The following is a 23,976-nucleotide window of genomic DNA, read 5'->3' as shown; positions in this document are numbered from 1 at the left end:
TATTAAAATTCCTTGCCAACTAGCTTGGAGCCAATTCGTATGTGTGTAGCTCCTTCTTCAATGGCAATTTCGTAATCATTGCTCATCCCCATAGATAGGTGCTTACATGGTGCATGAGCCCAATCTTTCGTTTCAACTTCTTCCTTAATTGTTCTAAGCTTTCTGAAGATTGACCTTAACTTATCCTGATCTTCTATATAAGGAGCCATCGTCATAAGACCAGTCACTTCAATATTTTCATAGTTGCGAAGTGAATCAATAAATGGAATGACTTCTTCAGGCTCTAAGCCATGTTTAGAATCTTCACCACTAACATTTACTTGAACAAAACATGGAACTTTACGATCGGTTCGCTTATTAATTTCTTTTGCTAAAGATTTGCGGTCGAGTGAATGGATCATAGATACCTGATCGATCACTTCTTTTACTTTTCGAGACTGTAGGGTTCCGATAAAATGCCATTGAACACCTTGTCCAATTTCATCGTACTTTTCATTCATACCCTCCACTCTGTTTTCTCCTAAGTGTTCGACTCCCGCTTCAATCGCCTGCTTAGCACGGTCAATCGTCACATACTTTGTTACAGCAATAACAGAGATCTCGTTATTTGATCTACCTGCTCGATCACAGGCTTGTCTAATATTAGCTTGGATGGTTTCTAAGTTTTCTGCAACGTTCACGAAGGACATGCTCCTTCCTTGCTATAGTTTTTCTTTTAGTCCAATAAATCCTAACATACGTCCTGTTTTCCCCTTATCACGTCGGTGTGAGAAGAATAAATGATCGTTTTGATATGTACAGTACTCTGATTGTTCGATATGTTTTTCCTCTAGACCAGCTTCTAATAACAAGTCCACATGCATATCTTGAAGAGATAAAAGGTAACGTCCATTTTCTTGAGATTGAACAATTGGCTCTTCCTGATATTTTTTTGGAAGTTGTTGAATCACATTATCATCCACTTCATACATATCTCCACTTATCGATGGACCAATTCCTACTCGAAGCGTTTTAGGATCTACGCCTTTTTCGACCAAGGCTTGAACCATTTTGGGGCCCATTTTCGCTACAGTTCCACGCCAACCTGCATGAGCTATTCCAATCCAACCCGTAATGGGATCAAAGAAAAACAAAGGAACACAATCAGCATAGAAAGCAGTTAACAATACATTTGGTTCTTTTGTTATTAAACCATCACAGTTTGGAATAGACGAATCTTGATTAAATGCACCTTTCCCTTTATCTTTCTTGGTTACGGTATAGATATCCGTATCGTGCACCTGTTCTCCACCAATCCAAGTGTCCATTGAAAATTGTAAAAGAGAAGCCAATGTTTCTCGATTTTGATGTACTGTTTCTTGCCGATCTGGTACATGCCACCCTAAATTAAATGAATCAAATGGAGGCTCTCCTGATCCACCTAAACGGGTGGTCATGCCCACAACAAGCTCTGGGTGAGCATAAGTCCATTTTGTTATTTCTAAATAGGACGGATGCGTATGATGAAAACCTTCCGACATGTCTCATCCTCCATACATTTAAGTTTATTCGAATGATCAATATGACTGTTTATAACTCTAGTAGTAAATATAATTTCATAGTCTAATATAGGCTTAAAACTTGCCGTTCGGCAAGTTTTTCTATATTCTATCATATTTTCAGACAAAATTCTTGTGAGATTAGGCTTAATCTGCTTGATTTGGTGCATATAAAGCCGGCTGAATCGCTTTCTTTACAAGAATAACATCTTCTCCAATTTTTAAAATCGACTCCCAAGGTATGATGATCTCTTCATCCTTACCAAGAAACCCCATCATCTTTCCTTTTCCACCTATTATTATAGAGATTAGTCTTCCACGATCTACATCAATTTCTAAATCAGTCATATGTCCAAGTTTTTCCCCATTTTCAACAGAAATAATCTCCTTAACTTGTAATTCAGAAATCGTAACCATATCCACACCACCCCTACAATTACTATATGCACACCCATATCCAAAATAGAACGGTACCGTGCAATCACCAAAATTTGTCGATTTAACAAATTTCAGGTGCAACACGGTACCGATTCTTCATGTTTTTTTATTCATACATTTGCTTATTCATTTCTTTAATAGCTGCTTTTTCTAAACGGGATACCTGTGCTTGGGAGATGCCAATTTCATCTGCAACTTCCATTTGTGTTTTTCCCTGGAAAAAGCGATAGTTGAGTATCATCTTTTCTCGCTCATTTAATCTTCTCATACCTTCTTTAAGTGCAATTTCATCGATCCAAATTGTATCCTTGTTTGTGTCATCACTTAATTGATCCATAACAAAAATAGGGTCTCCGCCGTCATTGTAAATGGGTTCAAATAATGAAACTGGATCTTGAATAGCATCTAATGCGAATACAACATCGGAATGAGGTACGCCCATCTCTTCAGCAATCTCCATGGGTGATGGATCCTTTGATGTTTTACTCATTAGCTTCTCTCTCACTTGTAAAGCTTTATAAGCGATGTCACGTAGTGAACGAGACACACGAATTGGGTTATTATCTCTTAAGTATCGTCGAATTTCCCCAATAATCATCGGTACTGCATAGGTGGAAAACTTAACATTTTGACTTAAGTCAAAATTATCGATTGATTTCATTAAGCCAATGCAGCCAACTTGAAATAAGTCATCTACATACTCGCCTCGGTTATTAAAACGCTGGATTACACTTAAAACCAGTCGTAAGTTTCCATTAACGAGTTCTTCACGGGCCCAATGTTCTCCCGATTGCATACGTTTAAATAGCTCTCTCATTTCATCGTTTTTAAGTACTGGTAATTTGGATGTATCGACTCCGCATATTTCAACCTTATGTTTTGTCAAATCTATACCCTCCTATGTGGAGATGCTGTCAAAAGTCAGTATCTCCTCATGAGGGAAAAATATGCAGGACACTATTCAAAAACACGACAGAAATCGACAGAACCCTTCGCTAATCCTTGGTATAAAAGGACTATACCGATATAGTAAATCTTTTCAAAATAATCATTATAGTGTTTAGGCTCTTATTACATTAAAGCCCCCTTATCTGGAAGACTTGGATTCGAGATATAGGTTCGGAGGAGTCCGTTGCTTGTATGAGAGTAAGGGGGTCAGTGAAACGGCAATACTCCTGTTGCCTCACACGACGTGGGGTAGGTCGACGTTGCCACACGATGTGGCGGTCTTAGTCGATCTTCCTTGTTTACTTTGAGCCTCCTCGTTCACTCCGTTCTCTGTGGGGTCTCATCTGCCCTTTCTACCACTGGAGTTTGCCGTTTTCTTCCCCCCTTTGCGTTTATGGAGAATAACGGACCCTAGTGTGTGGGTTCTAAACCTTACGGACATCTGTTCCGTTATTTTGAACTTTTAAGGCATTTCGAGAGTCGTTACGGACATATGGTACCTTATTTGTGACAGATTGCTCTTTATTAAGGTGATTTGCAGCAATTAGCGGAATGAATGTCCGTAAGCATTACCTCCTCATATCGCTGCGGTTCCGTTCATCACCATTCGGCTAAGGTGGGCTTGGGAACGGGTTGACTCCTCCGGAAAAACGGGCGAGCGAGACCCCGCAAGAAGCGTAGCGGATGAGGAGGCTCGATCGTTCGTCCGGGGAAAGCAACCCGTTCCCAAGCCCACCGTACTCAACAATAGCAACGGAACCGCCTCTCTCACTAAAACAGTTATTCCATATTACTGCCATAATGTTGAGTAACTAATGAACATAAAATTATCCTAAAACAAGTAAAAAAACTCTCATTAAAAAGAAGGCTGAATCCATTTTAGGATTCAACCCTCAAATTCGCTTGCTATTATACTTTCTCTCGAATTACACCATCTTATTAAATTCTTTCTTCAAACGACGAATGATCTTTTTCTCAAGTCTGGATATGTAAGACTGTGAAATGCCTAACATATCTGCTACGTCTTTTTGTGTCATTTCATCTTCACCAATTAACCCAAAACGTAACTCCATAATTTGCTGTTCCCGCTCATTTAACGACTCGAGTGCTTTCTTCAAGAGGCGCTTGTCCACGTGGGCCTCTAGATCACGCGTAATAATATCATCATCCGTTCCTAACACATCGGAAAGTAAAAGCTCATTCCCATCCCAATCAATGTTAAGAGGCTCATCGAAGGACACTTCACTTCGAATTTTGTTATTTCTTCGTAAATACATCAAAATTTCGTTTTCAATACAGCGGGAAGCATAAGTCGCTAGCTTGATTTTCTTTTCAGGGTTAAAGGTATTTACAGCTTTAATAAGTCCAATCGTACCTATACTGATTAAATCTTCAATATTAATTCCTGTATTCTCAAACTTCCTAGCAATATATACAACAAGTCGTAGGTTTCGTTCAATCAGCATAGCTCGAGCTGCTTTGTCTTCTTTTGGTAATCTTTTTAACAGTTCTTGTTCTTCCTCTTTTGATAAGGGAGGCGGCAGGGCATCATTTCCTCCTATGTAGTAGATCTCATCTGTCTTCCACCCAAGCTTGATTAAAAACTTATACCACCATAATTGTAATTTGAGTTTCCATTTACCCATCATACTCCTCCTTTATGAACACGATCTTATGCAGAGTCCACTGCTATCGTCTTTAATAAGTGGGGATGCATTAAGCAATGATAGCTATCATCTGGAGCTAGTTGTCCAAATTGAAAGCCTATTAAAACTTGATTGATGTTTACATGCTTCTCTTGAACTGTAACTTCAAGCCAGTCAGGTTTTATCGACATCATAAATGACCCCTGGCCACTGACACCTTGATATGGAATGATACGTATTTTATCACTCCATCGTTCTGGTAGTTGATCTAAAGCCAAGTCATCGTTAGCTCTCTTCAATTGCCCCCATTCCTCCTCTGAAAACCACCTTCTCATTAATGTTTTATCACATATAATGACTGGTCGTTTTGTAATCGGATCAGTCAATTGATTTCCACTATCAATAAGTGCAGTCGTTTCATGGATTTGCCCTTGGATACTCAACTTTACTTGGATCATTTCATCATATTTCATTTGCTGTACGACCAATTGTTCCATTCGTTTCTTTGTAAACCACCAAACAATTGGAAACCCAATAAATACAAACAACCAGCTAATCCCATCACCAAATCCAGTTTGATACGTCACAACTACACCATTCGATACTTGAATTTGTTCATTCAATACAAAATAGAGACCAAACAACCCTCCTCCTATAGCGAAGGTAATAAAATAAAAATAGAGAATATGACGTACAAAAATACGAAGATTCCTAAACCCGAATGCAGTTAAAATAATGATGGCTGAAAAAATTGCCTTACCTAAAGGAGATGACCAAATAGATGCTGGATAGTAGAGGTTTATAGGTACGAGCAATGAAGCAACCAAAGCTCCTATAACAAGTCTCCACCGGTTATTTTGTGATTTGGATAAGCTATGCGTAAGCATCAAGATCATCCAGTCCAAGAAAAAGTTCAAAAGCCAAACGGCATCTAAATAGATGGTCACAATGTCCTCCCCTTCTTGCCCTTCCTATTAGAAAGTTCATCTTGTGAGAGTAAGTATAGCGAAGATAGAAATAGAAGTCTGTCATATTCTGTAGAGAGAGTTAAAAATATTTTTGAAGATTTTCAACGATTTTGTCGGTTAACGAAAGCTGATCCTAAATAATAAAAAGCCTTGCAAAACACAAGACTTTTTATTACCTAAACACTGATATTTTCTTTTATAACCTTGGGTCTCACCATGGCTTTGTTCGTAGCGCCCCAGTATAACACCACTACAACCATGAAAGCTATTCCTGTAGTCACCATGATTAAACGAGGATCAATCACATTTCCTAACCAACCATAGACCCAATTCGCAATAGACATAAGTCCTGCTGCTAACACATAATAAACACTTGTTACCCGTCCACGGACATGCTCATCTGTTGCTTCTTGAATAAATGCATTTGTTAATGTCATAAATAGGGCTTGTGAGGACCCAACAAATAAAATAGCTATGATGGCAATTGTTTCATTACTACTTAATCCCAAGAAGGACAAAGATAATCCACTAAGAACAGAACTAACCCAAAATAACTTAACTTTTAAGGTATGACTTTTTAATCCCGCTAAGGACAAAGTGCCGAATATGGCCCCTAAACCTACCATACTCATAAGAAACCCATAAAACTCTGCCTTTGATCCTAGCCCTTTGGTTACGAAACTCGGTAACATCCCCATAAATGCCATTGTGAGAGCACAATGCAAACCAACTAAGACGATGATCCCAAATATGTAACGATTGTTTCGAATATAGTTCAGTCCTGTTATGAAAGAAGGTATAAAATTCTCTTGATCTATTAGATCGTCATCAACCATTTTAGGGACGTTCAGGAATCCTACAAATAGGATAGCTAGCACGTAAATGAAAGCACCTATGATATAAACCAATTGTGGCCCCATCAATGCTAAAAGCGGAGTAGCTAATAACGGACCAATAAACTCTGAACCTCTTTGTCCAACAGCTTTTAAAGAATAGGCATTATAGAGAGTTTTCTTTGGAACAATACCTGGTACAATCGTGTTAATAACCACATTAATCATACTTGAACCAAGCCCAAACATAAATGATAAAGCAACCAGACCTAAAGGTGATATTACACTAGTCATTGTTGTGATGGTTAACGTTGTTAAAACAATGAGTGTGAACCCAATAGCTACGTAAATTAATTTACGACGTTCAATTTTATCTGCTAATACTCCAACGACAGGCGCCCCTATAATATTTGGAAACATTAAAGCAAACATAATTGCACCAGACCAGAAAGAAGATTCTGTTATGTGAAAGACTTGCCATGTTACACCAAGTGTAAATACCCATTTCCCTGTATTCGTTAATGTAACCGTTAACCATAGCCATAGGTATTTAATATATTGAAACGATAGAAACCAATCAGATACTAACTTTTTCAAACAAGTCCCCCCATTAATCGTTAAGCATGTATTTTGTACAACTTATAATAGCCTAACATAAAAAATCCTGTCATATTGAGATAACATGACAGGATTTCTTATAGACCTTCTATTTTTTAAAACAATAGAAGCTTATCGTCTGCGATTACGGTTACGCAAGAACGTTGGAATGTCTAATGTTTCTTCCTCTTGGAAGTTCTTTTGGTTATTAGATCCGGATGGTTGTCCAGATGTTTGCATATCACGCTGTTTTGGTTCTACGCGCTGCTTTTTCTCAGTTGGCTGTTGTTGCTGTTGCTGCTGCTGAGTATTGATAGATGGACGACCCTGTCCTTTTCTCTCAGCTTCAAGTTGACTTTCATCAAAACCTGTCGCAATAACCGTTACAACAATCTCATCTTTTAAGTTCTCGTTAATTACTGAACCGAAGATCACGTTAACTTCTTGGTCAGCTGCGGATGTTACGATGTCAGCCGCTTCTTGAACTTCATACAAGCTTAGGTTTGCTCCACCTGTAATGTTCATTAGGACACCATGTGCACCATCAATAGATGTTTCAAGCAATGGTGATGAAATAGCTTTTTTGGCAGCTTCTACCGCTCGACTTTCGCCAGTAGCAATTCCGATACCCATTAGGGCTGAACCTTTATCTGCCATGATTGTCTTCACGTCGGCAAAGTCTACGTTAATGAGACCTGGAGTCGCAATAAGGTCTGAAATACCTTGTACACCTTGACGTAATACATTATCCGCTTCACGGAATGCTTCAAGCATTGGTGTATTCTTATCAACGATTTCAAGTAAGCGATCATTTGGAATCACAATTAATGTGTCTACATTACTCTTTAATGCGTCAATACCTCCCGCAGCTTGGTTGGAACGTTTACGTCCTTCGAACATGAATGGACGAGTTACAACGCCTACTGTAAGAGCACCTATTTCTTTCGCTACTTGCGCAATAACGGGTGCAGCACCTGTACCTGTGCCGCCTCCCATTCCAGCAGTAACGAAGACCATATCTGCTCCTTGTAAAGCTTCCTCAATCTGCTCTTTGCTTTCTTCAGCAGCTTTTCGACCCACTTCCGGGTTCGCACCTGCACCTAAACCTCGTGTAAGCTTCGTTCCGATTTGCATCTTCACTTCTGCTTTTGATAGATTTAAAGCTTGTGCATCTGTATTGACAGCGATGAATTCAACGCCTTGAACACCGTGCTCAATCATACGGTTAACGGCATTACTACCGCCGCCACCAATTCCAACAACTTTTATGGTTGCTAATTGATCCATATTTGTATCAAACTCTAACATTTTTCGTTCCTCCCACTTTGCAAGATTACAAGTTTCTTTTACTAGCTATGATATACGGCCAAGGGAACGCCTTTTTTAATCGAAAAAGTATTTAATCAAATTAGATAATCCTGATTCTTTTTCTTTCTTAGGTTCCTTTTGAGTAGTTGGCTTCTTTTGTTTTTTAACTTTTGCTTCAGGTTCTTCAATAGTTACTGCTGGGAATAATTCTTTTCCTTGAATTTTTGCATTGTGATATGCGAACTGTAAAATCCCTACTCCAGAGGTGAATTGCGGTTCTCTAACACCTATGTAATCAGGGATAGCAATTCTGACATTTGCCTGAAATACATCTTGGGCAAGATCTAAACAGCCTGGCATGCTCAACACGCCACCAGTTAAGACCATGCCTCCTGGGAGTTCACGATATCCCATTCGACGAATTTCTTGCTCAATAAATGCATAAATCTCTTCTAGCCTTGCTTCAATCATATCAGATAATTGTAATTGGTTAAATGATTGTTTCCTATCACTACCGATGATGGAGACGTCAAAAGATTCATCCTCTTGAGCTTCGTCAAAGAATGCATGTCCATAATTGCGTTTAATATCTTCTGCTTCTTCTGTAGAAGTGCGCATCCCAATCGATAAGTCCTTGGTAATGTTATCTCCACCAAGAGGTACGACACTTGTTCCTTGTAATGTACCTTGTTCAAATACGGATATGGTTGTACAACCTCCGCCAATATCAATTAACGCAACACCCAAGTTCTTTTCATCTTTTGAAAGAGCTACAGAACCAGCTGCTAGTGGTTGCAAGCAAATGTCTAAGACTTCAAGGTTTGCTCGCTCCACACATTTTAAGATGTTATGTAAGACCGTTTTAGAACACGTTATGATGGTCCCTTCCATTTCTAGACGAACCCCAATCATGCCGCGTGGGTCTGTAATCTCATCTAACCCATCCACAATAAATTGCTGAGGAATTACGTCAATAATTTCTCTCTCTGGTGGAATTGACATCACCTGAGCTGCATCTAGCACACGATTGATATCTTCCTCATCAATTTCTCGATTTTCACTTTGTACTGCAACGACACCATGACAAGGTTGTAATTGAATATGATTACCGTTGATCCCTACGACCACACGATTAATTTGCATTCCAACCATGCGTTCTGCTTGTTCTACAGCACTACGTATGGACTGCACGGTTTGATCTATGTCAACAATTGCACCTTTTTTCATGCCGTTAGAGGCAGCTGTTCCTACCCCGATAATATTTAATGAATCATTCATCACTTCGCCAATAATGACTTTTATTTTTGATGTACCTATGTCAAGACTGACTAATATATCATTGTTGTTCAAATCCAAGGCACCTCCTATGTTAAGGCATATCTGAATAGTTCACATGTTACCTAATCTTATATTATATAGCAATTCATTTTCGACAGAGAAAGGAATATTTTAAACATTTTGGATAAAATGATCCAAAAGTCCTATTTTTGAAAACGATCTACATAACTAAAGCTTAATTGGATCATACATAGACTATCTCAGAAACTTAATTATAATTTCAACAGAATTATAGGAATATCCTTTTATTTTCTTCTGTTTTTTTCATCTTCCTTCTTTTTTCTACTTCGTTCAATCATATACCTTCTAATCAAAGCTATATTTTGAAATAATCGAACTCCAAAAGCGAATACAGCTGCTAAATATAAATCAATTCCTAGTTGAACCCCAAGAAAAGCTAAAAGAGCAGCTAAAGATACGTTAAAGAAAAAACCAGATACAAAAACTCGTTGGTCAAACTTTCCTTCTAAATGAGCCCGTATTCCGCCTAACAATGTATCAAACGCTGCAAGAACAGCAATAGAAAGATAATCTGCATATTCTTCAGGAACTTGAAAATCTGTTAATAATCCTAAAGTTAAACCAATGAGTAAAAATAAAACCGGAAGCCACATTACGATTCACCTATTTCTCTTTTCTCAACTTCTACATATTTCAACTTAGGTACTTGCTCATATGCTGGTAATGTCAGCTCTTCTCTTTTTGACATTTCTAATTCTAGGTTTTCAATGGCAAAATCATCTTTTGATTGGCTAACTTGCATGTAATCCAAAAGCCTACTCGCATTTTCTGATAATACTTTAATTGTTATCGGCAATGGCGGTATAGGATGATTATTTACATATGTGTGCCCATTTACATCTCGTATTGGTGACACATTGGTAATACGCTCACTAGAAATGGCAATGTCAGAAGCTCCGTATGTATTCAATTCATTGATTAATCGGTGTAAGAGTCCTGGTGATACACTTGGATAAGTTTGCTCTGAATCAATGTTTTGAAAAATGGGTGTGACCTTAATAACAATTCCTTCGCCTGAAACTTCGGTAAGTCCGGCGTCCCTTTTGAGAACTTGAATAGATTCTTTTAAGGTTTCTACTTTAGCTGATTGGGTTTGGCCTTCATACTGTGCAATCATTTCATCCAATTCTGCAATTTTGTTGTACAATTGTTGTTGAACTTTTTGCTGATTCTGTAATTCCTTCCGTACTTCCCACAAGTCACGAGTATCTCGTTTTACTGTGTTCTGGGTACTTTGGAACTGAATGGCGATCATAAAACCAACGCTTGCAAATATGATAGAAAATAAAATCTTGTATCGTAGGCTCACATCCATCACCCCTCCCCTGTCATTTGAGCAGGCATGGATATACGATCTCTTTCTTGCAAGGTAACTTCTACATTATCGTTTACAAGTTGATCCACTACTCCATGGGTTAATTGTAAACTAGGCATTAATACTTCTGGATCTCCTATAGCTGTGATAACAAATGGCGCAGGATGTTGAACACCATCCACTGATACAACAGGACCGATACAGGCTATATAACTTTCTTTCAGGAGTCGTTGACCATTTATCGCAATTGCATCTGCCCCTGCTGATAGTAATTCGTTAACTACTTTGTGAATGTGACTTTCGTGAACAATATATTGATTAGCATTTTCTTCCGTGGGGACATAGTCTGCGTCACGAAGTTGCACTTCAACTCCAGGCCCCTCTACTGGAAGGTCTCCGGTTAGTTTTTGTAGTTTCTTTTTTTCCTCTACGTAATTCCCAACCTTCTGTTCCTGATTAGCCAACTGATCTTCAAGGTTCTGAATTCGGTCTTTTTTCATTTCGACTTCTTCACGAAGCTCTTTATTTTGTGCTTCAATATCAATAAGCTGCTGCCTGTAATAGTAATCTTTTTCAAGCTGATCATCGCTCATTTGCACAACTTGAGCATTGTTTTTGGTTTGTTGATAGCTAAACGCTACTAAAAAACCTGAGACTAGTAAAACTAAGGAGATAATAACATGCTTACCGGTTATCTTCATTATTGCTCTCTCCCTCAGCCTCTGAACTTGGATAGGCCTCAAAATAAGCTCCTACATCAATATGGATTATTCCTTTTTGACCTGGATCTAATTGAGACACAATCGATGGATAGGTTCTCATGTTCTCAGAAAAATTTCGAATGGATGCTTCGACTTCAAACCCGTCATTCATGTATAAATGAATTTTATAAGGGTTCTTCTCTGTAGGTGTCCAGTACAATTCAGAGATTTGTCTAGTTACACTGCTTGGTAACTGCCTTAGTTCACGAGTCATTTCTTCTAAGTACGTCTGTTTTTCCCATCCTCTTAACAATGGTGCATCACTACCAGGAGAAGAAAGACTATATGAGGTTAAACTCTCTCCTGTTTCAAGGATCGGATAATAAGCCCCATTTTTTTGTACATAACCTACTCGTTCAAATTCATTCACTTGAATGGAAATTGTTGATGGAAAGTCCTTTTCAACTTTAACGGAGTTGACTTCTGAATGCTCGTTAACTTTCTTTTGTATTGCATCTGTATCAACTTTCCAAAAGTTATCTTCGGTTGATAACCCACTCAAAGATACAATCGTTTCCTTTTTTATGTTTGTATTTCCCTTAACGTTTATGGTACTTACATTGCTTAAGGATGATTGAAGATATAGTATGACTACAATCAGTAAAAAGAAAAGAGACAAATACAAGACGAGTCGTCGGTTTGCCTTTTTTTTACGTTTTTCTTTGAGTTTCGGTATACGATCTTCTATAGATACAATTTTCTTCTCTGCCATGGAATGTTCCCCTAGACAATTAAATTTTTACATAATGAAACGGCATACCAGGATGCCGCTTCATATGCATATCAAAATTATATCACAACTTCATCAAAAGTTCGTGATGATACATACCTAGATCCCGATGTTTTCACCTTTTTCCCATGGCAACCAGTTTATTTAAATGTAGGAAATTACCTGATCATTATTAATGAGTTTTAAAGATCAAGCCTTTTTGCCTCATTCCCCAAATAACGGAGTGTAAAACAGAAAATCAAAATTCATTTCAAGAAATATATTCTATTTATTCTAAACTTTTCTATTAGGCTTTCTTATTCCATTAAAGCCCCCTTATGTTGAAGACTTGGAATCGAGATAATGTGCAGTGGAGGTCCGTTGCTGGAAAAGAGTAAGGGGTTCATTGAAACGGCAAGCCTCCTGCTGCCCCACACGACGTGGGGTAGGTCGACGTTTCCACACGATGTGGCGGTCTTAGTCGATCTTCATTATTTACTTTCAGCTTCCTCGTTCGCAAGCTCTCTGCGGGATCTCGTCAGCCCTTTGCTACCACTGGAGTTTGCCGTTTCCTTCACCCCTTTGCATTTATGGAGGTTAACGGACCCTAGTTATTTGAGCTCTAACCCTTACGGACATCTGTTCCGTTATTTTGAACTTTAAAGGTATTTCGAGGTTCGTTACGGACATATGGTACCTTATTTGTGACAGATTGCTCTTTATTAAGGTGATTTGCAGCAATTAGCGGAATAAATGTCCGTAAGCTCTTTAGAAAAACCATTTTAAGGTGAAATAGCGGATCAAATGTCCGTAAGCATTACCTCCTCATATCGCTGCGGTTCCGTTAATCTCCATTCGGCTAAGGTGGGCTTGGGAACGGGTTGACTCCTCCGGAAAAACGGGCGAGCGAGACCCCGCAAGAAGCGTAGCGTATGAGGAGGCTCGATCGTTCGTCCGGGGAAAGCAACCCGTTCCCAAGCCCACCGTACTCCACAATAGCAACGGAACCGCCTCTCTCACTAAAACAGTTATTCCACATAACTGCCATTTAACTAAATAATCATCTACATACATCTACTAAAAAACCTCTGACAATGTCAGAGGTTAAAGTTTGGCATATCGACTTATATTTAAAAGAATTCCAACTGAACAAAGCGTAAGGGTTAGGGATGAACCTCCGTAACTTAAAAATGGAAGTGTGATGCCTGTTACGGGCATTAGTCCTGTCACAACACTAATATTAATCATAACCTGAATCGAAATCATGCCTACAATACCTAAAGCAAGCAAACTACCGAACATATCAGGAGCTGCCAAGGCAACTCGAATGCCTCGCCATAACAGAAGGAAAAATAACAGTAAGGTGAATGTTCCACCAATAAAACCTAACTCCTCCGCAAGTATGGCAAATATAAAATCAGTTTGAGGTTCAGGAAGATAAAAAAACTTTTGTAGACTTTGTCCTAATCCAAGGCCCATTAATCCACCAGGCCCAATTGCGTATAAGGATTGAATAATTTGAAACCCAGCACCTAGTGGATCTTCCCACGGGTTTAGGAAAGCTGTTATACGTTGAATTCGATAAGGTGCGGATATAATTAACCCTGCAAACCCAGCTACCCCTAAAACACCTAGTCCAACAAAATGAGAAATCCGAGCACCAGATACAAAAATCATGAGCATACAAGTACCCACAAGTACAACCCCTGTTCCTAAGTCTGGTTGTAACATAATGATCCCAAACGCTAAAAACACTAGCGATAAGGATGGAATGAAACCTTTATAAAACGAGGTGATCTTTTTCTGATTCTCAGATAAATATCTAGCCAGAAAGATAATCAGACCTAGTTTCATAAACTCTGAAGGTTGAATACTAAAGGCACCTACTCCAATCCAACTCCGCGCTCCCCCTCGAACCATTCCTACCCCAGGGATAAGGACAGCTATCAGCATAACAAAACATACTAGTAAGAGTATCTTTGAAATATTACGCCAACTTAGATAAGGAACATTCATAAATCCAAACATAGCCACAATCCCTAAAATAGCAAACAAAAGTTGTCGTTTAGCAAAGAAGAAGGAATCATCAAATTTATAATCAGCCCATATCGCTGATGCACTATAAACCATAATTACGCCTACTAACAAAAGCGAAAAGATAACGACCATAAGTAAAAGATCTGGTGCATCTTTTATATTTTGTCCACTATTTTTCCGAAACATAAAAAAATCCCCCTTGGTTCAATCACTTGAACATTGGGGGCATTTTTTATCGAGTAAACAAGCCCCCTACTCTAATGTATGCACCGCTTCCATAAACATGTCTCCACGTTCTTCAAAAGTACGATATTGATCCCAACTAGCACATGCTGGTGATAAAAGAATCACATCGCCTTTATTCGAAATACGGTACGCCTCTTCGGCTGCTTGTTTAACATTATCGACTATGATCGATTGCTCTATTCCATTGTTTTGAGCCAATTCATTAAGTTTTGGTGCTGTTTCACCAAAAAGGATCATGGCACGAACGTTTTTCAAGTACGGAGCTAAATCATCAAATTCATTACCTCTATCCAATCCACCTGCTAACAGGATCGTTGGTTTGTCAAATGCAGATAAAGCTTTTGATGTTGCAAGTAGATTCGTAGCTTTTGAATCATTATAAAACGTTCTCCCTTGAAGCTCTTTAACAAATTGCATACGATGTTTAACACCTGTGAACGTTTTTAAAACGCTCGTAATACCATCATTTGTTGCTCCAGAGAGTTTTGCTGCTGCTACAGATGCCATAATATTTTCCATATTATGAGCACCTACCAACATAATATCCTCAAGTCGTACAATTTTTTCTTGTTTCAAATACAACCATTCATCATCTTTCCAAACACCTTCAGGCTGAAAACTTGTAGTCGAGAATGGAATGCGTTGACTTTTCGCTTGTTTTACGTAATTTGTAACGTCCTCATGATCCGCATTATAAATGACGTAATCATCTTCATCTTGATTCATGAACACTTGAGCTTTGGAATATCCATAATGCTCCATTGTTTTATGATAATCAAGATGAGCTTCATATAAATTTAAAAATACCGCGATATGAGGTTTAAAGGTTTCAGTCCCAATTAATTGAAATGACGAAAGCTCAATAACTAATGTGTCCTCATCAGTAGTGGATTGAGCAACTTCACAAGAAACTTTTCCTATATTCCCAGCTAGCTTCACTGGCCTTTGGCTTTCTTGAAGCATTTCATAGGTCAATGTTGTCGTTGTTGTCTTTCCATTGGATCCTGTAATACCTATAATAGGCCCTTCAGATAATCTATAGGCAAGTTCAACTTCCGTAACGATTGGAAGACCACGTAATTCAGCTTCTTTAACAATCGGATTTGTATAAGGAATGCCGGGATTCTTCACCAAATAATCAATTCCATCTAAAACGGAAAGAGGATGTCCACCTGTCACGACTTCAATCCCTTTTTGGGTTAAAGCTCTAGCTTGAGGGTTTTCTTCATATGGCTTTTGATCATTTACTCGTACTGGGATTCCGCTATCATGAAGAAGAGTTGCTGCAGCTTCTCCTGACTTTGCAAGACCTAGTACAAGTACATGCTGATAAGGGAAGTTCTTTAACGTTTTCATTATAGCCACACCTCAATGTAAATACCGAGTGCTGCAAACAAGATGGCCACAAGCCAAAATGTAGTTACTACTCTCCACTCAGACCAACCTACTAACTCATAATGGTGGTGTAATGGACTCATCTTAAATACACGTTTTCCAGTCGTTTTAAATGAAATAACTTGAATAATAACAGATAGCGTTTCTAGAACAAATACACCGCCAATAATAATAAGTAAAATTTCTAGCTTTGTTAGTATGGCGATTGCTCCTATGGCTCCTCCTAATGCAAGCGAACCTGTGTCCCCCATAAACACCTTGGCTGGATGGGCATTAAACACAAGAAATCCTAATAATGCTCCTACAACGGCAAGTGAGAATACAGCAATTTCAAACTGGGGATGGCCTTGAAAAGCTAAAATCCCAAATGCACCAAATGCAACAGCTGCCGTACCGGCTAATAAACCATCTAACCCATCTGTTAAGTTCACAGCGTTGGAAGAACCAACAAGCATAAATAAAATTAAGATAGCATAGCCCCAACCTAAATCAAACTGCATGGTAGTACCTGGTATTCCGATATGTGTCGGGAAATCATGACGATATAAAATTATATAAAAGACCGCTGCGATAAAGAGCTGACCTAACATTTTTTGCTTAGAAGTTAAGCCAAGATTTCGTTTCATGGCTACTTTAATGAAATCATCTAAAAAGCCAAGTAGTCCGTAACCAACCATTACAAAAAGCATGAGGAAGACTTCAAAGCTCATCGCTTGAGGATTAAATTTAGCAACCACGAACAAGGTTGTAATACTTACAGAAACCAGAATCATCAATCCACCCATTGTTGGTGTCCCTGATTTCTTCTGGTGGGATTTTGGACCTTCATCTCGAATTTCCTGACCAAATTTTAACCTACGTAAAAAAGGAATAAAGATCGGTGAGATGAGGACGGTAATTAAAAATGCTATTGCCATAGTGATTAATAGTACTTGTGCATTCATTGTTTTCCTCCTTTTATTCGCATAAGACCGTCCAATTGTAAATACAATTTTTCATTTACTTTATTTTGGTTAAAAAAGTCCTTTATAGAATATATCATGTTACAGGTAAAATCTTTCCTCAACTTCATCAAACCTTCTCCCTATTTTTGGATTGTGGGAGTGGACAAATGTGTCTGATTGTAATGGGTATTTATTAACCCCAATTGTATAGATGCTTGCTCCAGACCTATTTTTTCACCGATGACTACAGCAAATCCTAAATACTTCAAGAAGCTTTTGTCCACGTTCTGATGATTATAAACACATTCATTTACCATAAAGTTATCTTCTTTAGAGTCAATGATGACCTCTTTATTTTCTTCTTTAAAACCACAAGTGATCACGTTTTCTTTCGAAAAAAGTGGTGAAAATAAAGATTCATCTCCATCTAAAAGGACATAACCATTCTCTTTTAGTCCAGCAAAGATTTCAACACTTTTTTGTATTAAATCTTCTGAATGTCCATTGCTAGAAACATGTGAAATAACCCCAAAATCCAGTTTGACGAATTCCACTAAGTGTTGGAGGTCATCAACACCTCCAAGTGCTACTCCCAATACAAGCACTTCAGTTTCAGCTGGCATTTGTAAGAGTTGAAGACAAAGATCTACCTCGGAGCTTTCTGTAAAATTCGCTTCATAAACTTCATATTGCTGTGATAAAACGGTAGACACGTATTTTTGAGTCATATCTACCCCTTCATCTCCAGTAACAAGAACTGTACATGGACTCACTTTTTCCAAGTAAGCCTCTGTTACTTCATTTAAGGAAGCTTGTAAATGATCGACAAAGAATAATGGAAAATCGGTTGGCAAAAAAGCTGGAGCAGGTGTTTCCTTATCCCAAATAGCTGCAATAGCTCCATTTGATATAGCCTCTTTTAATAAGTCTGCATGAGCTTCACTCTTATCAACGGGAATATACAGCGCTTTTTTCATGGAATGGGAAGGGTTATGATGAACTTCCATAATCTCAATTCCAAAATCAACTGCACCTTGATAATCAGGGAGAATATCAGCTAGCCAATCAGTCGAAAATCCCATTCATTCAGCCCCTTTATTTTCCGGATTGAATACTTTCCTTTGCAACCTCTACATCATCGAAATGAGTTCGCTCTCCATTGATTTCTTGATAGGTTTCATGACCTTTACCAGCAATCACAATCACATCACCAGCAGTTGCATGTTGAACGGCTTCATTAATCGCTTCTCTTCGATCCACGATAACCGTATAATCTTCACCAGTCACACCATTTTCCATATCCTCTAGAATGGCTTTGGGATCCTCTGAACGAGGGTTATCGGATGTTAAATAGGTATGATCTGCATACTTCACTGCCGCTTGAGCCATTAAAGGTCGCTTCGTTCGGTCACGATCTCCACCACAACCAATAACAACAAAAATTCGGTTTTCAACAAAGGATTTTACCGTCTTTAAAACATTCTCTAAAGAATCAGGTGTATGAGCATAATCAACAATAACGCCGAAATCTTGACCGGCTAACACAGGTTCAAATCGCCCACGTACACCTTTCGTTTGTTCCAAGGAATGTTTAATGGTTTCGAGGGAAATTCCAGATAACCATGCCGTACTCGCTGCTGCCAGCATATTATACACACTGAATTCTCCTACAAGAGGGCTTTCAATGTAAATGTCCCCACTAGGAGTTCGTAGTGTAAAAGAAGTTCCGCCTGCTGTTAAGCTAAGGTTTTTTGCAACTATATCTGCTCGATCTTGTAATCCATATGTAATGACTTCTTGTGCTGTACTTTTAATAAGAAAATCACAATGTTCATCATCACGGTTTATCACAGCATATTTCGGCTTTTGATGATATCCATTCCCCAATTGTGAGAAAAGAAGCGATTTCGCACGCAAGTAATCATCCATGTCTTTATGAAAATCTAGATGATCCTGTGAGAGATTGGTATAAACCGCTATATCAAAATCACACCCATGGACCCTCCCTAAGTCTAAGGCATGAGATGATACTTCCATTACTGCTGCATCTACACCTTCATCAACCATTTGAGAAAAGTTTTGCTGTAAAAATAGTGAGTCTGGCGTTGTGTTTTTTACAGGATATGTATTCTCTCCAATTTTCATTTGAATGGTTCCAATTAAACCAGTTGTTTTCTGTGCCTCTTGGAAAATAGAATCAATCAAATAAGATGTTGTTGTCTTTCCATTCGTGCCTGTGACTCCAACTAAATGAAGATGATTGGTTGGGTAACCATAAAAATGGTTGGATAGTTTAGCAAGCGCCTTATTACTGTCGCTTACTAAAATTACTGGGATTGAGGCTTCAATCGGTTTCTGGGCAATGATTGCACTTGCCCCTTTTTCTTCAGCTTGTGCGACAAAATCATGGCCATCAACCGTGAAGCCTTCAATACAAATAAATAAATCATCCTTTTGTACGGCTCTTGAGTCCATTTTAATTCCATTTACTTGTACATGCTCTATACTTTTCGTTGCAGTATATACATGAAGAGTCTCTAATAAGTTTCCTAGTTTCATAAATGTGACTCCTTACATTGTTTGAATTTCTTTACTTTACACCGTTTTATTATAGCAAAGTAAAGGGTGCTCTGCGATTGTTCTTATTGAGATGTAGCATTTTTAGGAGGTTCGTCAGTTAAGAAAAGGCGAATTTTGGAACCCTGTTCAACCTTTATTCCCGCTTTAGGTGCTTGATCTACAATGTATTTCCCTTCTCCACTTGTTTCTATTGACAAATTCACCAAATACTTCATTAAATCCTTTTTTTCTAAGCCAACCAGATCAGGTACTTCTACTCTTGGTAAATCAGGCCACTGAATTTCTTTTTCAAGCCCATCCGTACGTTTTTCCACACCCATTGCTCTAAGACTATCTCCCATCATATTACCAACAATTGGAGCTGCTACAACTCCACCAAATTGAACAGTGTTTTTAGGGTTATCAATGGCTAGATAAACAACCAACTCTGGATCATCCGCTGGAGCAAACCCAATAAAGGATACAATATGATTATTGCTCATATACCTTCCATCTTCCCCCACTTTTTGCGCAGTACCCGTTTTTCCTCCTACTCGATACCCTTCAACATAAGCACCTCGCCCTGTTCCTTTAGCAACGACACTTTCAAGTGCTTCACGAATCTTTTTCGACGTTTCATCAGAAATAATACGTTCTTTCATTTGGGGTTCACTTTTCTCAACCACTTCACCACTGGCTGGATCAATCCATTCCTTAGCTATATAAGGTTGATATAAGTATCCTCCATTCACTGCAGCAGCAACAGCTGTCACTTGCTGAATGGGTGTTACAGATACCCCTTGACCAAAAGCAGTTGTTGCTAACTCTACAGGTCCTACCTGACTTTCTTTAAACAAAATCCCTTTTCCTTCACCCTGTAAATCAATCCCTGTCTTTTGACCGAAGCCAAAGTCTCGAATGTACGTGAAAAGTTTTTCTTTTCCTAACCGCTCACCCATTGTGACAAAGCCTGGGTTACAAGAATTTTGTACGACTTCTAAGTAAGATTGACTCCCATGACCTCCACTTTTCCAGCAATGCAAGGTAGCACCATCAACTTTAATAGCCCCTCTATCATAAAAGTGGTCATCATATAGATCAACCAGTCCTTCTTCTAAAGTTGCTGCTAACGTAATAATCTTAAACGTTGACCCTGGCTCATAGGTACTCCATACAGGCAAGTTTCGGTTATAGACTTTTTGGTCTACGTGCTGATAATTTTCTGGGTGAAATGTGGGTCGGCTAGACATAGCCAATATTTCACCTGTATCGGGATCCATTGCTATAGCTAAGGCTCCATCAGGATTGTATTTTGCCTGAGCATTATCCAGTTCCCTTTCAATGATCGTTTGAACCCTATCATCAATTGTCAGCTTTAAATTATACCCATCTTTCGGAGGTTGATAAACATCAGCAAGCTTGGGCATTTTTCTCCCCTTTGCGTCAGCGAAGAAGGATAAATAACCCTCTTTCCCTTTGAGGTAATCATCATAATACAATTCAAGCCCCATTAACCCCTGATTATCAATCCCACTAAAACCTAATACATGTGATAGATACTCCCCTTTAGGATAGTGGCGCTTTGAGTCTTTTGCGATATAAACACCGTCTAGATTAAGTTGGCTTAGTGTTTCGGCTTGCTCTTCCGTCAACTTTCTTCCTTCTGGTTGTATTTTCTCAATGTTTGCATTTTTTGTGGCATGTTTATAAGCTTTTTCTACTGATATTCCAAGCACTTCTGAGAGTTTTTCAGCAACAAGTTGAGGATTTTTAATTTGACGTGGTGCGAGCATTACAGATGGCGCAGTCACATTTTCTGCTAGAATTTCTCCATTCCGATCTACAATCTCACCACGTTCAGGTTGAAATGGGATATCCCGACTCCACGAATCGCGTGCTTTTTTCATAATCCCATCACCAATAATAAATTGAACATAGCCTAATCGAATGTCAATAATTGCAAAAATGACCATTGCAAAGAGAAAGACAGTGACTAAACGTTTTCTTAGCGTCACATTGGATACACGTTTCATGGTACATCTCCTTTATGTCCATAGTAAGCTTGTATCCATTTTATGTGTGGCTAATCACGATTAGAACACTGCCTGTCTTATTACGCCTCTTCTTCTTCTTTTTCTTCATTTTGCTCTTGCATAGATCGTTCGTTTTCTTGAGAATTCGTTTCAGGTGTCTCTCCTCGTTCTCCAGGTGGAGAGAGTTCTACTGTAAGATAATCATTTTTTCGAACGATTGAACCAGGTTGTATACTTTGTTTATACACAAACCCACTTCCCATGTAATCGAGCTTCATGTCCATTAAATTGCTAAACTTTAATACATCTCTCAGGGACCAAGAATTCATATTTGGCATTTTTACGTCCCCTTTAGTTAAAAGCAAGACTCGCTCATTTTGAAAAACTTGCTTTCCTTGAGCTGGAAGTGTCTTCTGTATGGTTGAACCTTCACCTAGTACTACAGGTTTCAAGCCATTCTTCTGTAACTGACTTTTTGCTTGTTTGACTGATTTACCAGTTAGATCCTCTATTGTTTTCGGTTGTACATCCATCTTTTTGTTCTGCTTATCCGGTTGGATATTTAAATAATGTAGACTGTTTTCCATTACCGTTTTAAATATATAGGAAACGGGTTCTGACCCTAATTCATTTCCTTTTAATTTAGGCTGTTTTACCGCAACATACATCATCAACTCTGGATCCTCTTTGGGAGCCATACCTAAAAAGGAGAACATATAGTCTTCTGGGGAACCGCTTAAATACCCTGGACCATCTGGGTCTGGTATCTGCGCTGTCCCTGTCTTACCAGCTACAGAGAAGTCAGATAATTTGTAGTTTTTCCCGGTTCCGTTTTCGCTTGTTACTACTTTGCCCAGAAGATTTCGTACGGACTTAGCCGTAGATGCATCGATTGGTTCTCCAACTACCTCTGGCTTTGTTTTTTGAATCGTTTCGTTTGAATTCGGATCTAAAACCTTTGAAATCACATAGGGCTTCATCATTTTCCCATCATTCGCTACTGCAGTTGCAGCTTTCATGAGTTGCATAGGCGTAACAGTTGTCCCTTGACCATAAGAAGTCGTTAACTTCTCGATCGGCCAATTATATAAGATGTTTCCTGCTGTTTCACCTGGAAGGTCTATACCTGTTTTTTGATCAAAACCAAAATCTTTTAGGTAACTTAAAAACTTGTCTGTGCCAAGTTTCTCCCATACTAGTTTCGCTGCCGCCACATTGGAAGAACGTTGAATCCCTTCGTTATAGGTGATCTCACCCCAACCTGGTCGGTAATGGTCACGAATAGGTCGTGTAATCTCTTCAATTTTGTATGAGCCTGAATCATAGGTTTCCTTACCATCATAAACTCCAGCGTCCATCGCAGCAGCAACAGTGAATATTTTCATCGTTGAGCCAGGTTCAAAAGGATAAGCCAATACGTCGTTATACCAATTTTTGATATTTGATCGGTTATTAGGGTCAAAACTTGGTCGATTACTAGAGGCAAGAACCTCTCCAGTTTTGGGATCCATCACCACCGCCATCATTTTTTTCGGTTCGTATTGCTTTTGAACGTGTGTCATCGCGTCTTCTAAAAAGGTTTGAATCTTTTGATCTAAGGTTAACTGAATGGTATCGCCATCTTTTGGTTCTTGGATGACTTCTTCCGGATTCAGAAGCTTTTGATTATATTTATCTCGCTGAAAAGATATAGATCCATTCTTTTCAGTAAGCTTCTTATCCATTTGGTTTTCAATCCCTAGTACACCTGTGATCTTACCATCTTCTCCTTTTCGTTGAGCAAATCCAACGACGTGAGAGGCAAACATCCCATTTGGATAATATCGTTTTGCTTCCGCTCTAAAATTAATACCTGGTAGATGGAGAGATTTTATCTTATCTCGTTTTTCTTGTGAGAGGTACCGCCCATTTGAGCCAAATTCAACTTGAAAACGATCTTTTTCTTTTCCTTGCTGAATGATAGAGGAGATTCTGGATTGATCCATATTCAATATTGGAGCTAGCTTTTCAGCTGTTTTTGAAGTGTCTACAACGTGCTTGGGTTCGTCTAATCCTTTAGAGTACTCTTCTTCCACAATAGCAAAAATGCTATATGTTGGACGATCATAGGCTAATGTCATCCCATTCCGATCAACAATCTTTCCACGATTCGCATCAATGGAATATGAGCTCGTCCGCTTTTTTTCAGCCCAATCTTCAAGGGTTACCCCTTTAATTTCACCTGTCGACTGGATGTAAAAAAAGCGTCCGAACAATACCACAAATAGGAGCGTGAAAAAGACCATCATGACTTTCGACATACGATGGGTTGTTTTGCTTTTTTTCATAGCCTTCTATTCTCC

21 protein-coding genes are annotated in these 23,976 nt (G+C 38.7%); all 21 read right to left on the bottom strand.

Annotated features, from left to right (window positions below):
• Positions 1-2: 2 nt before the first annotated feature.
• Positions 3-680, bottom strand: coding sequence for a YggS family pyridoxal phosphate-dependent enzyme (locus GS400_RS08775; protein ID WP_201450147.1), 678 nt, complete (start codon positions 678-680; stop codon positions 3-5).
• Positions 681-701: 21 nt separating this feature from the next.
• On the bottom strand, positions 702-1,520 hold the full coding sequence (gene pgeF, locus GS400_RS08770) for a peptidoglycan editing factor PgeF (protein ID WP_160100914.1): 819 nt from the start codon (positions 1,518-1,520) through the stop codon (positions 702-704).
• Between the two features lie 165 nt (positions 1,521-1,685).
• The gene (locus GS400_RS08765; protein WP_160100912.1) at positions 1,686-1,955 is read right to left on the bottom strand and encodes a YlmC/YmxH family sporulation protein; all 270 of its coding nucleotides are present in this window, start codon (positions 1,953-1,955) and stop codon (positions 1,686-1,688) included.
• 127 nt (positions 1,956-2,082) lie between these two features.
• Positions 2,083-2,862 carry an RNA polymerase sporulation sigma factor SigG gene (gene sigG, locus GS400_RS08760; protein WP_160100910.1) on the bottom strand — a complete coding sequence of 260 codons (780 nt, stop codon included), beginning with the start codon at positions 2,860-2,862 and terminating at the stop codon, positions 2,083-2,085.
• Between the two features lie 988 nt (positions 2,863-3,850).
• Complete coding sequence (gene sigE / locus GS400_RS08755; RefSeq protein ID WP_160100908.1) at positions 3,851-4,570, bottom strand: RNA polymerase sporulation sigma factor SigE; 720 nt, start codon at positions 4,568-4,570, stop codon at positions 3,851-3,853.
• A gap of 26 nt (positions 4,571-4,596) precedes the next feature.
• On the bottom strand, positions 4,597-5,517 hold the full coding sequence (gene spoIIGA, locus GS400_RS08750) for a sigma-E processing peptidase SpoIIGA (protein ID WP_160100906.1): 921 nt from the start codon (positions 5,515-5,517) through the stop codon (positions 4,597-4,599).
• A 197-nt stretch (positions 5,518-5,714) separates the two neighbouring features.
• On the bottom strand, positions 5,715-6,968 hold the full coding sequence (locus GS400_RS08745) for an MFS transporter (protein WP_160100904.1): 1,254 nt from the start codon (positions 6,966-6,968) through the stop codon (positions 5,715-5,717).
• A gap of 132 nt (positions 6,969-7,100) precedes the next feature.
• The gene (ftsZ, locus tag GS400_RS08740) at positions 7,101-8,276 is read right to left on the bottom strand and encodes a cell division protein FtsZ (RefSeq protein ID WP_160100902.1); all 1,176 of its coding nucleotides are present in this window, start codon (positions 8,274-8,276) and stop codon (positions 7,101-7,103) included.
• Between the two features lie 75 nt (positions 8,277-8,351).
• Positions 8,352-9,626, bottom strand: a complete 1,275-nt coding sequence (gene ftsA, locus GS400_RS08735; protein ID WP_160100900.1) for a cell division protein FtsA — start codon at positions 9,624-9,626, stop codon at positions 8,352-8,354.
• A gap of 233 nt (positions 9,627-9,859) precedes the next feature.
• Complete coding sequence (locus GS400_RS08730) at positions 9,860-10,228, bottom strand: small basic family protein (protein WP_160100898.1); 369 nt, start codon at positions 10,226-10,228, stop codon at positions 9,860-9,862.
• Entirely contained in the window at positions 10,228-10,944 is a 717-nt protein-coding gene (locus GS400_RS08725; protein ID WP_160100896.1) for a DUF881 domain-containing protein, read from the bottom strand. Before GS400_RS08725 ends, GS400_RS08730 begins: the two co-directional genes overlap by 1 nt.
• 5 nt (positions 10,945-10,949) lie before the next feature.
• A complete protein-coding gene (locus GS400_RS08720) occupies positions 10,950-11,651 on the bottom strand; it encodes a DUF881 domain-containing protein (RefSeq protein ID WP_160100894.1) in 702 nt (233 codons plus the stop codon).
• Complete coding sequence (locus GS400_RS08715; protein ID WP_160100892.1) at positions 11,635-12,423, bottom strand: cell division protein FtsQ/DivIB; 789 nt, start codon at positions 12,421-12,423, stop codon at positions 11,635-11,637. The genes GS400_RS08720 and GS400_RS08715 overlap by 17 nt, the downstream gene beginning before the upstream one ends.
• A 619-nt stretch (positions 12,424-13,042) precedes the next feature.
• Positions 13,043-13,201 carry a hypothetical protein gene (locus tag GS400_RS08710; RefSeq protein WP_160100890.1) on the bottom strand — a complete coding sequence of 53 codons (159 nt, stop codon included), beginning with the start codon at positions 13,199-13,201 and terminating at the stop codon, positions 13,043-13,045.
• 323 nt (positions 13,202-13,524) lie between these two features.
• Positions 13,525-14,643: a stage V sporulation protein E gene (gene spoVE, locus GS400_RS08705; RefSeq protein WP_160100888.1), complete on the bottom strand. Its 1,119-nt coding sequence runs from the start codon at positions 14,641-14,643 to the stop codon at positions 13,525-13,527.
• Between the two features lie 66 nt (positions 14,644-14,709).
• Positions 14,710-16,059 carry a UDP-N-acetylmuramoyl-L-alanine--D-glutamate ligase gene (gene murD / locus GS400_RS08700; protein ID WP_160100886.1) on the bottom strand — a complete coding sequence of 450 codons (1,350 nt, stop codon included), beginning with the start codon at positions 16,057-16,059 and terminating at the stop codon, positions 14,710-14,712.
• Positions 16,059-17,042: a phospho-N-acetylmuramoyl-pentapeptide-transferase gene (gene mraY, locus GS400_RS08695; RefSeq protein WP_160100884.1), complete on the bottom strand. Its 984-nt coding sequence runs from the start codon at positions 17,040-17,042 to the stop codon at positions 16,059-16,061. The genes murD and mraY overlap by 1 nt, the downstream gene beginning before the upstream one ends.
• 140 nt (positions 17,043-17,182) lie before the next feature.
• Complete coding sequence (locus tag GS400_RS08690) at positions 17,183-18,124, bottom strand: Mur ligase family protein (RefSeq protein ID WP_160100882.1); 942 nt, start codon at positions 18,122-18,124, stop codon at positions 17,183-17,185.
• 13 nt (positions 18,125-18,137) lie between these two features.
• The gene (locus GS400_RS08685) at positions 18,138-19,601 is read right to left on the bottom strand and encodes a UDP-N-acetylmuramoyl-L-alanyl-D-glutamate--2,6-diaminopimelate ligase (RefSeq protein WP_160100880.1); all 1,464 of its coding nucleotides are present in this window, start codon (positions 19,599-19,601) and stop codon (positions 18,138-18,140) included.
• Between the two features lie 83 nt (positions 19,602-19,684).
• The gene (locus tag GS400_RS08680; RefSeq protein ID WP_160100878.1) at positions 19,685-21,634 is read right to left on the bottom strand and encodes a stage V sporulation protein D; all 1,950 of its coding nucleotides are present in this window, start codon (positions 21,632-21,634) and stop codon (positions 19,685-19,687) included.
• 80 nt (positions 21,635-21,714) lie between these two features.
• Positions 21,715-23,961, bottom strand: a complete 2,247-nt coding sequence (locus tag GS400_RS08675; protein WP_160100876.1) for a penicillin-binding protein — start codon at positions 23,959-23,961, stop codon at positions 21,715-21,717.
• Positions 23,962-23,976: the final 15 nt, after the last annotated feature.

This window comes from Pontibacillus sp. HMF3514 (assembly GCF_009858175.1).
In the GTDB taxonomy this organism is placed as follows: domain Bacteria; phylum Bacillota; class Bacilli; order Bacillales; family BH030062; genus Pontibacillus.
The sequence above is the reverse complement of the archived record's forward strand: the minus strand, read 5'-3'. Positions and strand labels throughout refer to the sequence as shown.

Excerpts from the sequence above, each read along its gene's own strand:
- sigE (WP_160100908.1), bottom strand. The coding sequence starts at position 4,570 with ATGGGTAAATGGAAACTCAAATTACAATTATGGTGGTATAAGTTTTTA.
- mraY (WP_160100884.1), bottom strand. The coding sequence starts at position 17,042 with ATGAATGCACAAGTACTATTAATCACTATGGCAATAGCATTTTTAATT.
- GS400_RS08715 (WP_160100892.1), bottom strand. The coding sequence starts at position 12,423 with ATGGCAGAGAAGAAAATTGTATCTATAGAAGATCGTATACCGAAACTC.
- GS400_RS08730 (WP_160100898.1), bottom strand. The coding sequence starts at position 10,228 with ATGTGGCTTCCGGTTTTATTTTTACTCATTGGTTTAACTTTAGGATTA.
- GS400_RS08710 (WP_160100890.1), bottom strand. The coding sequence starts at position 13,201 with ATGGTTTTTCTAAAGAGCTTACGGACATTTATTCCGCTAATTGCTGCA.
- GS400_RS08685 (WP_160100880.1), bottom strand. The coding sequence starts at position 19,601 with ATGAAACTAGGAAACTTATTAGAGACTCTTCATGTATATACTGCAACG.
- GS400_RS08680 (WP_160100878.1), bottom strand. The coding sequence starts at position 21,634 with ATGAAACGTGTATCCAATGTGACGCTAAGAAAACGTTTAGTCACTGTC.
- spoVE (WP_160100888.1), bottom strand. The coding sequence starts at position 14,643 with ATGTTTCGGAAAAATAGTGGACAAAATATAAAAGATGCACCAGATCTT.
- GS400_RS08720 (WP_160100894.1), bottom strand. The coding sequence starts at position 11,651 with ATGAAGATAACCGGTAAGCATGTTATTATCTCCTTAGTTTTACTAGTC.
- pgeF (WP_160100914.1), bottom strand. The coding sequence starts at position 1,520 with ATGTCGGAAGGTTTTCATCATACGCATCCGTCCTATTTAGAAATAACA.
- GS400_RS08765 (WP_160100912.1), bottom strand. The coding sequence starts at position 1,955 with ATGGTTACGATTTCTGAATTACAAGTTAAGGAGATTATTTCTGTTGAA.
- ftsZ (WP_160100902.1), bottom strand. The coding sequence starts at position 8,276 with ATGTTAGAGTTTGATACAAATATGGATCAATTAGCAACCATAAAAGTT.
- GS400_RS08690 (WP_160100882.1), bottom strand. The coding sequence starts at position 18,124 with ATGGGATTTTCGACTGATTGGCTAGCTGATATTCTCCCTGATTATCAA.
- GS400_RS08675 (WP_160100876.1), bottom strand. The coding sequence starts at position 23,961 with ATGAAAAAAAGCAAAACAACCCATCGTATGTCGAAAGTCATGATGGTC.
- murD (WP_160100886.1), bottom strand. The coding sequence starts at position 16,059 with ATGAAAACGTTAAAGAACTTCCCTTATCAGCATGTACTTGTACTAGGT.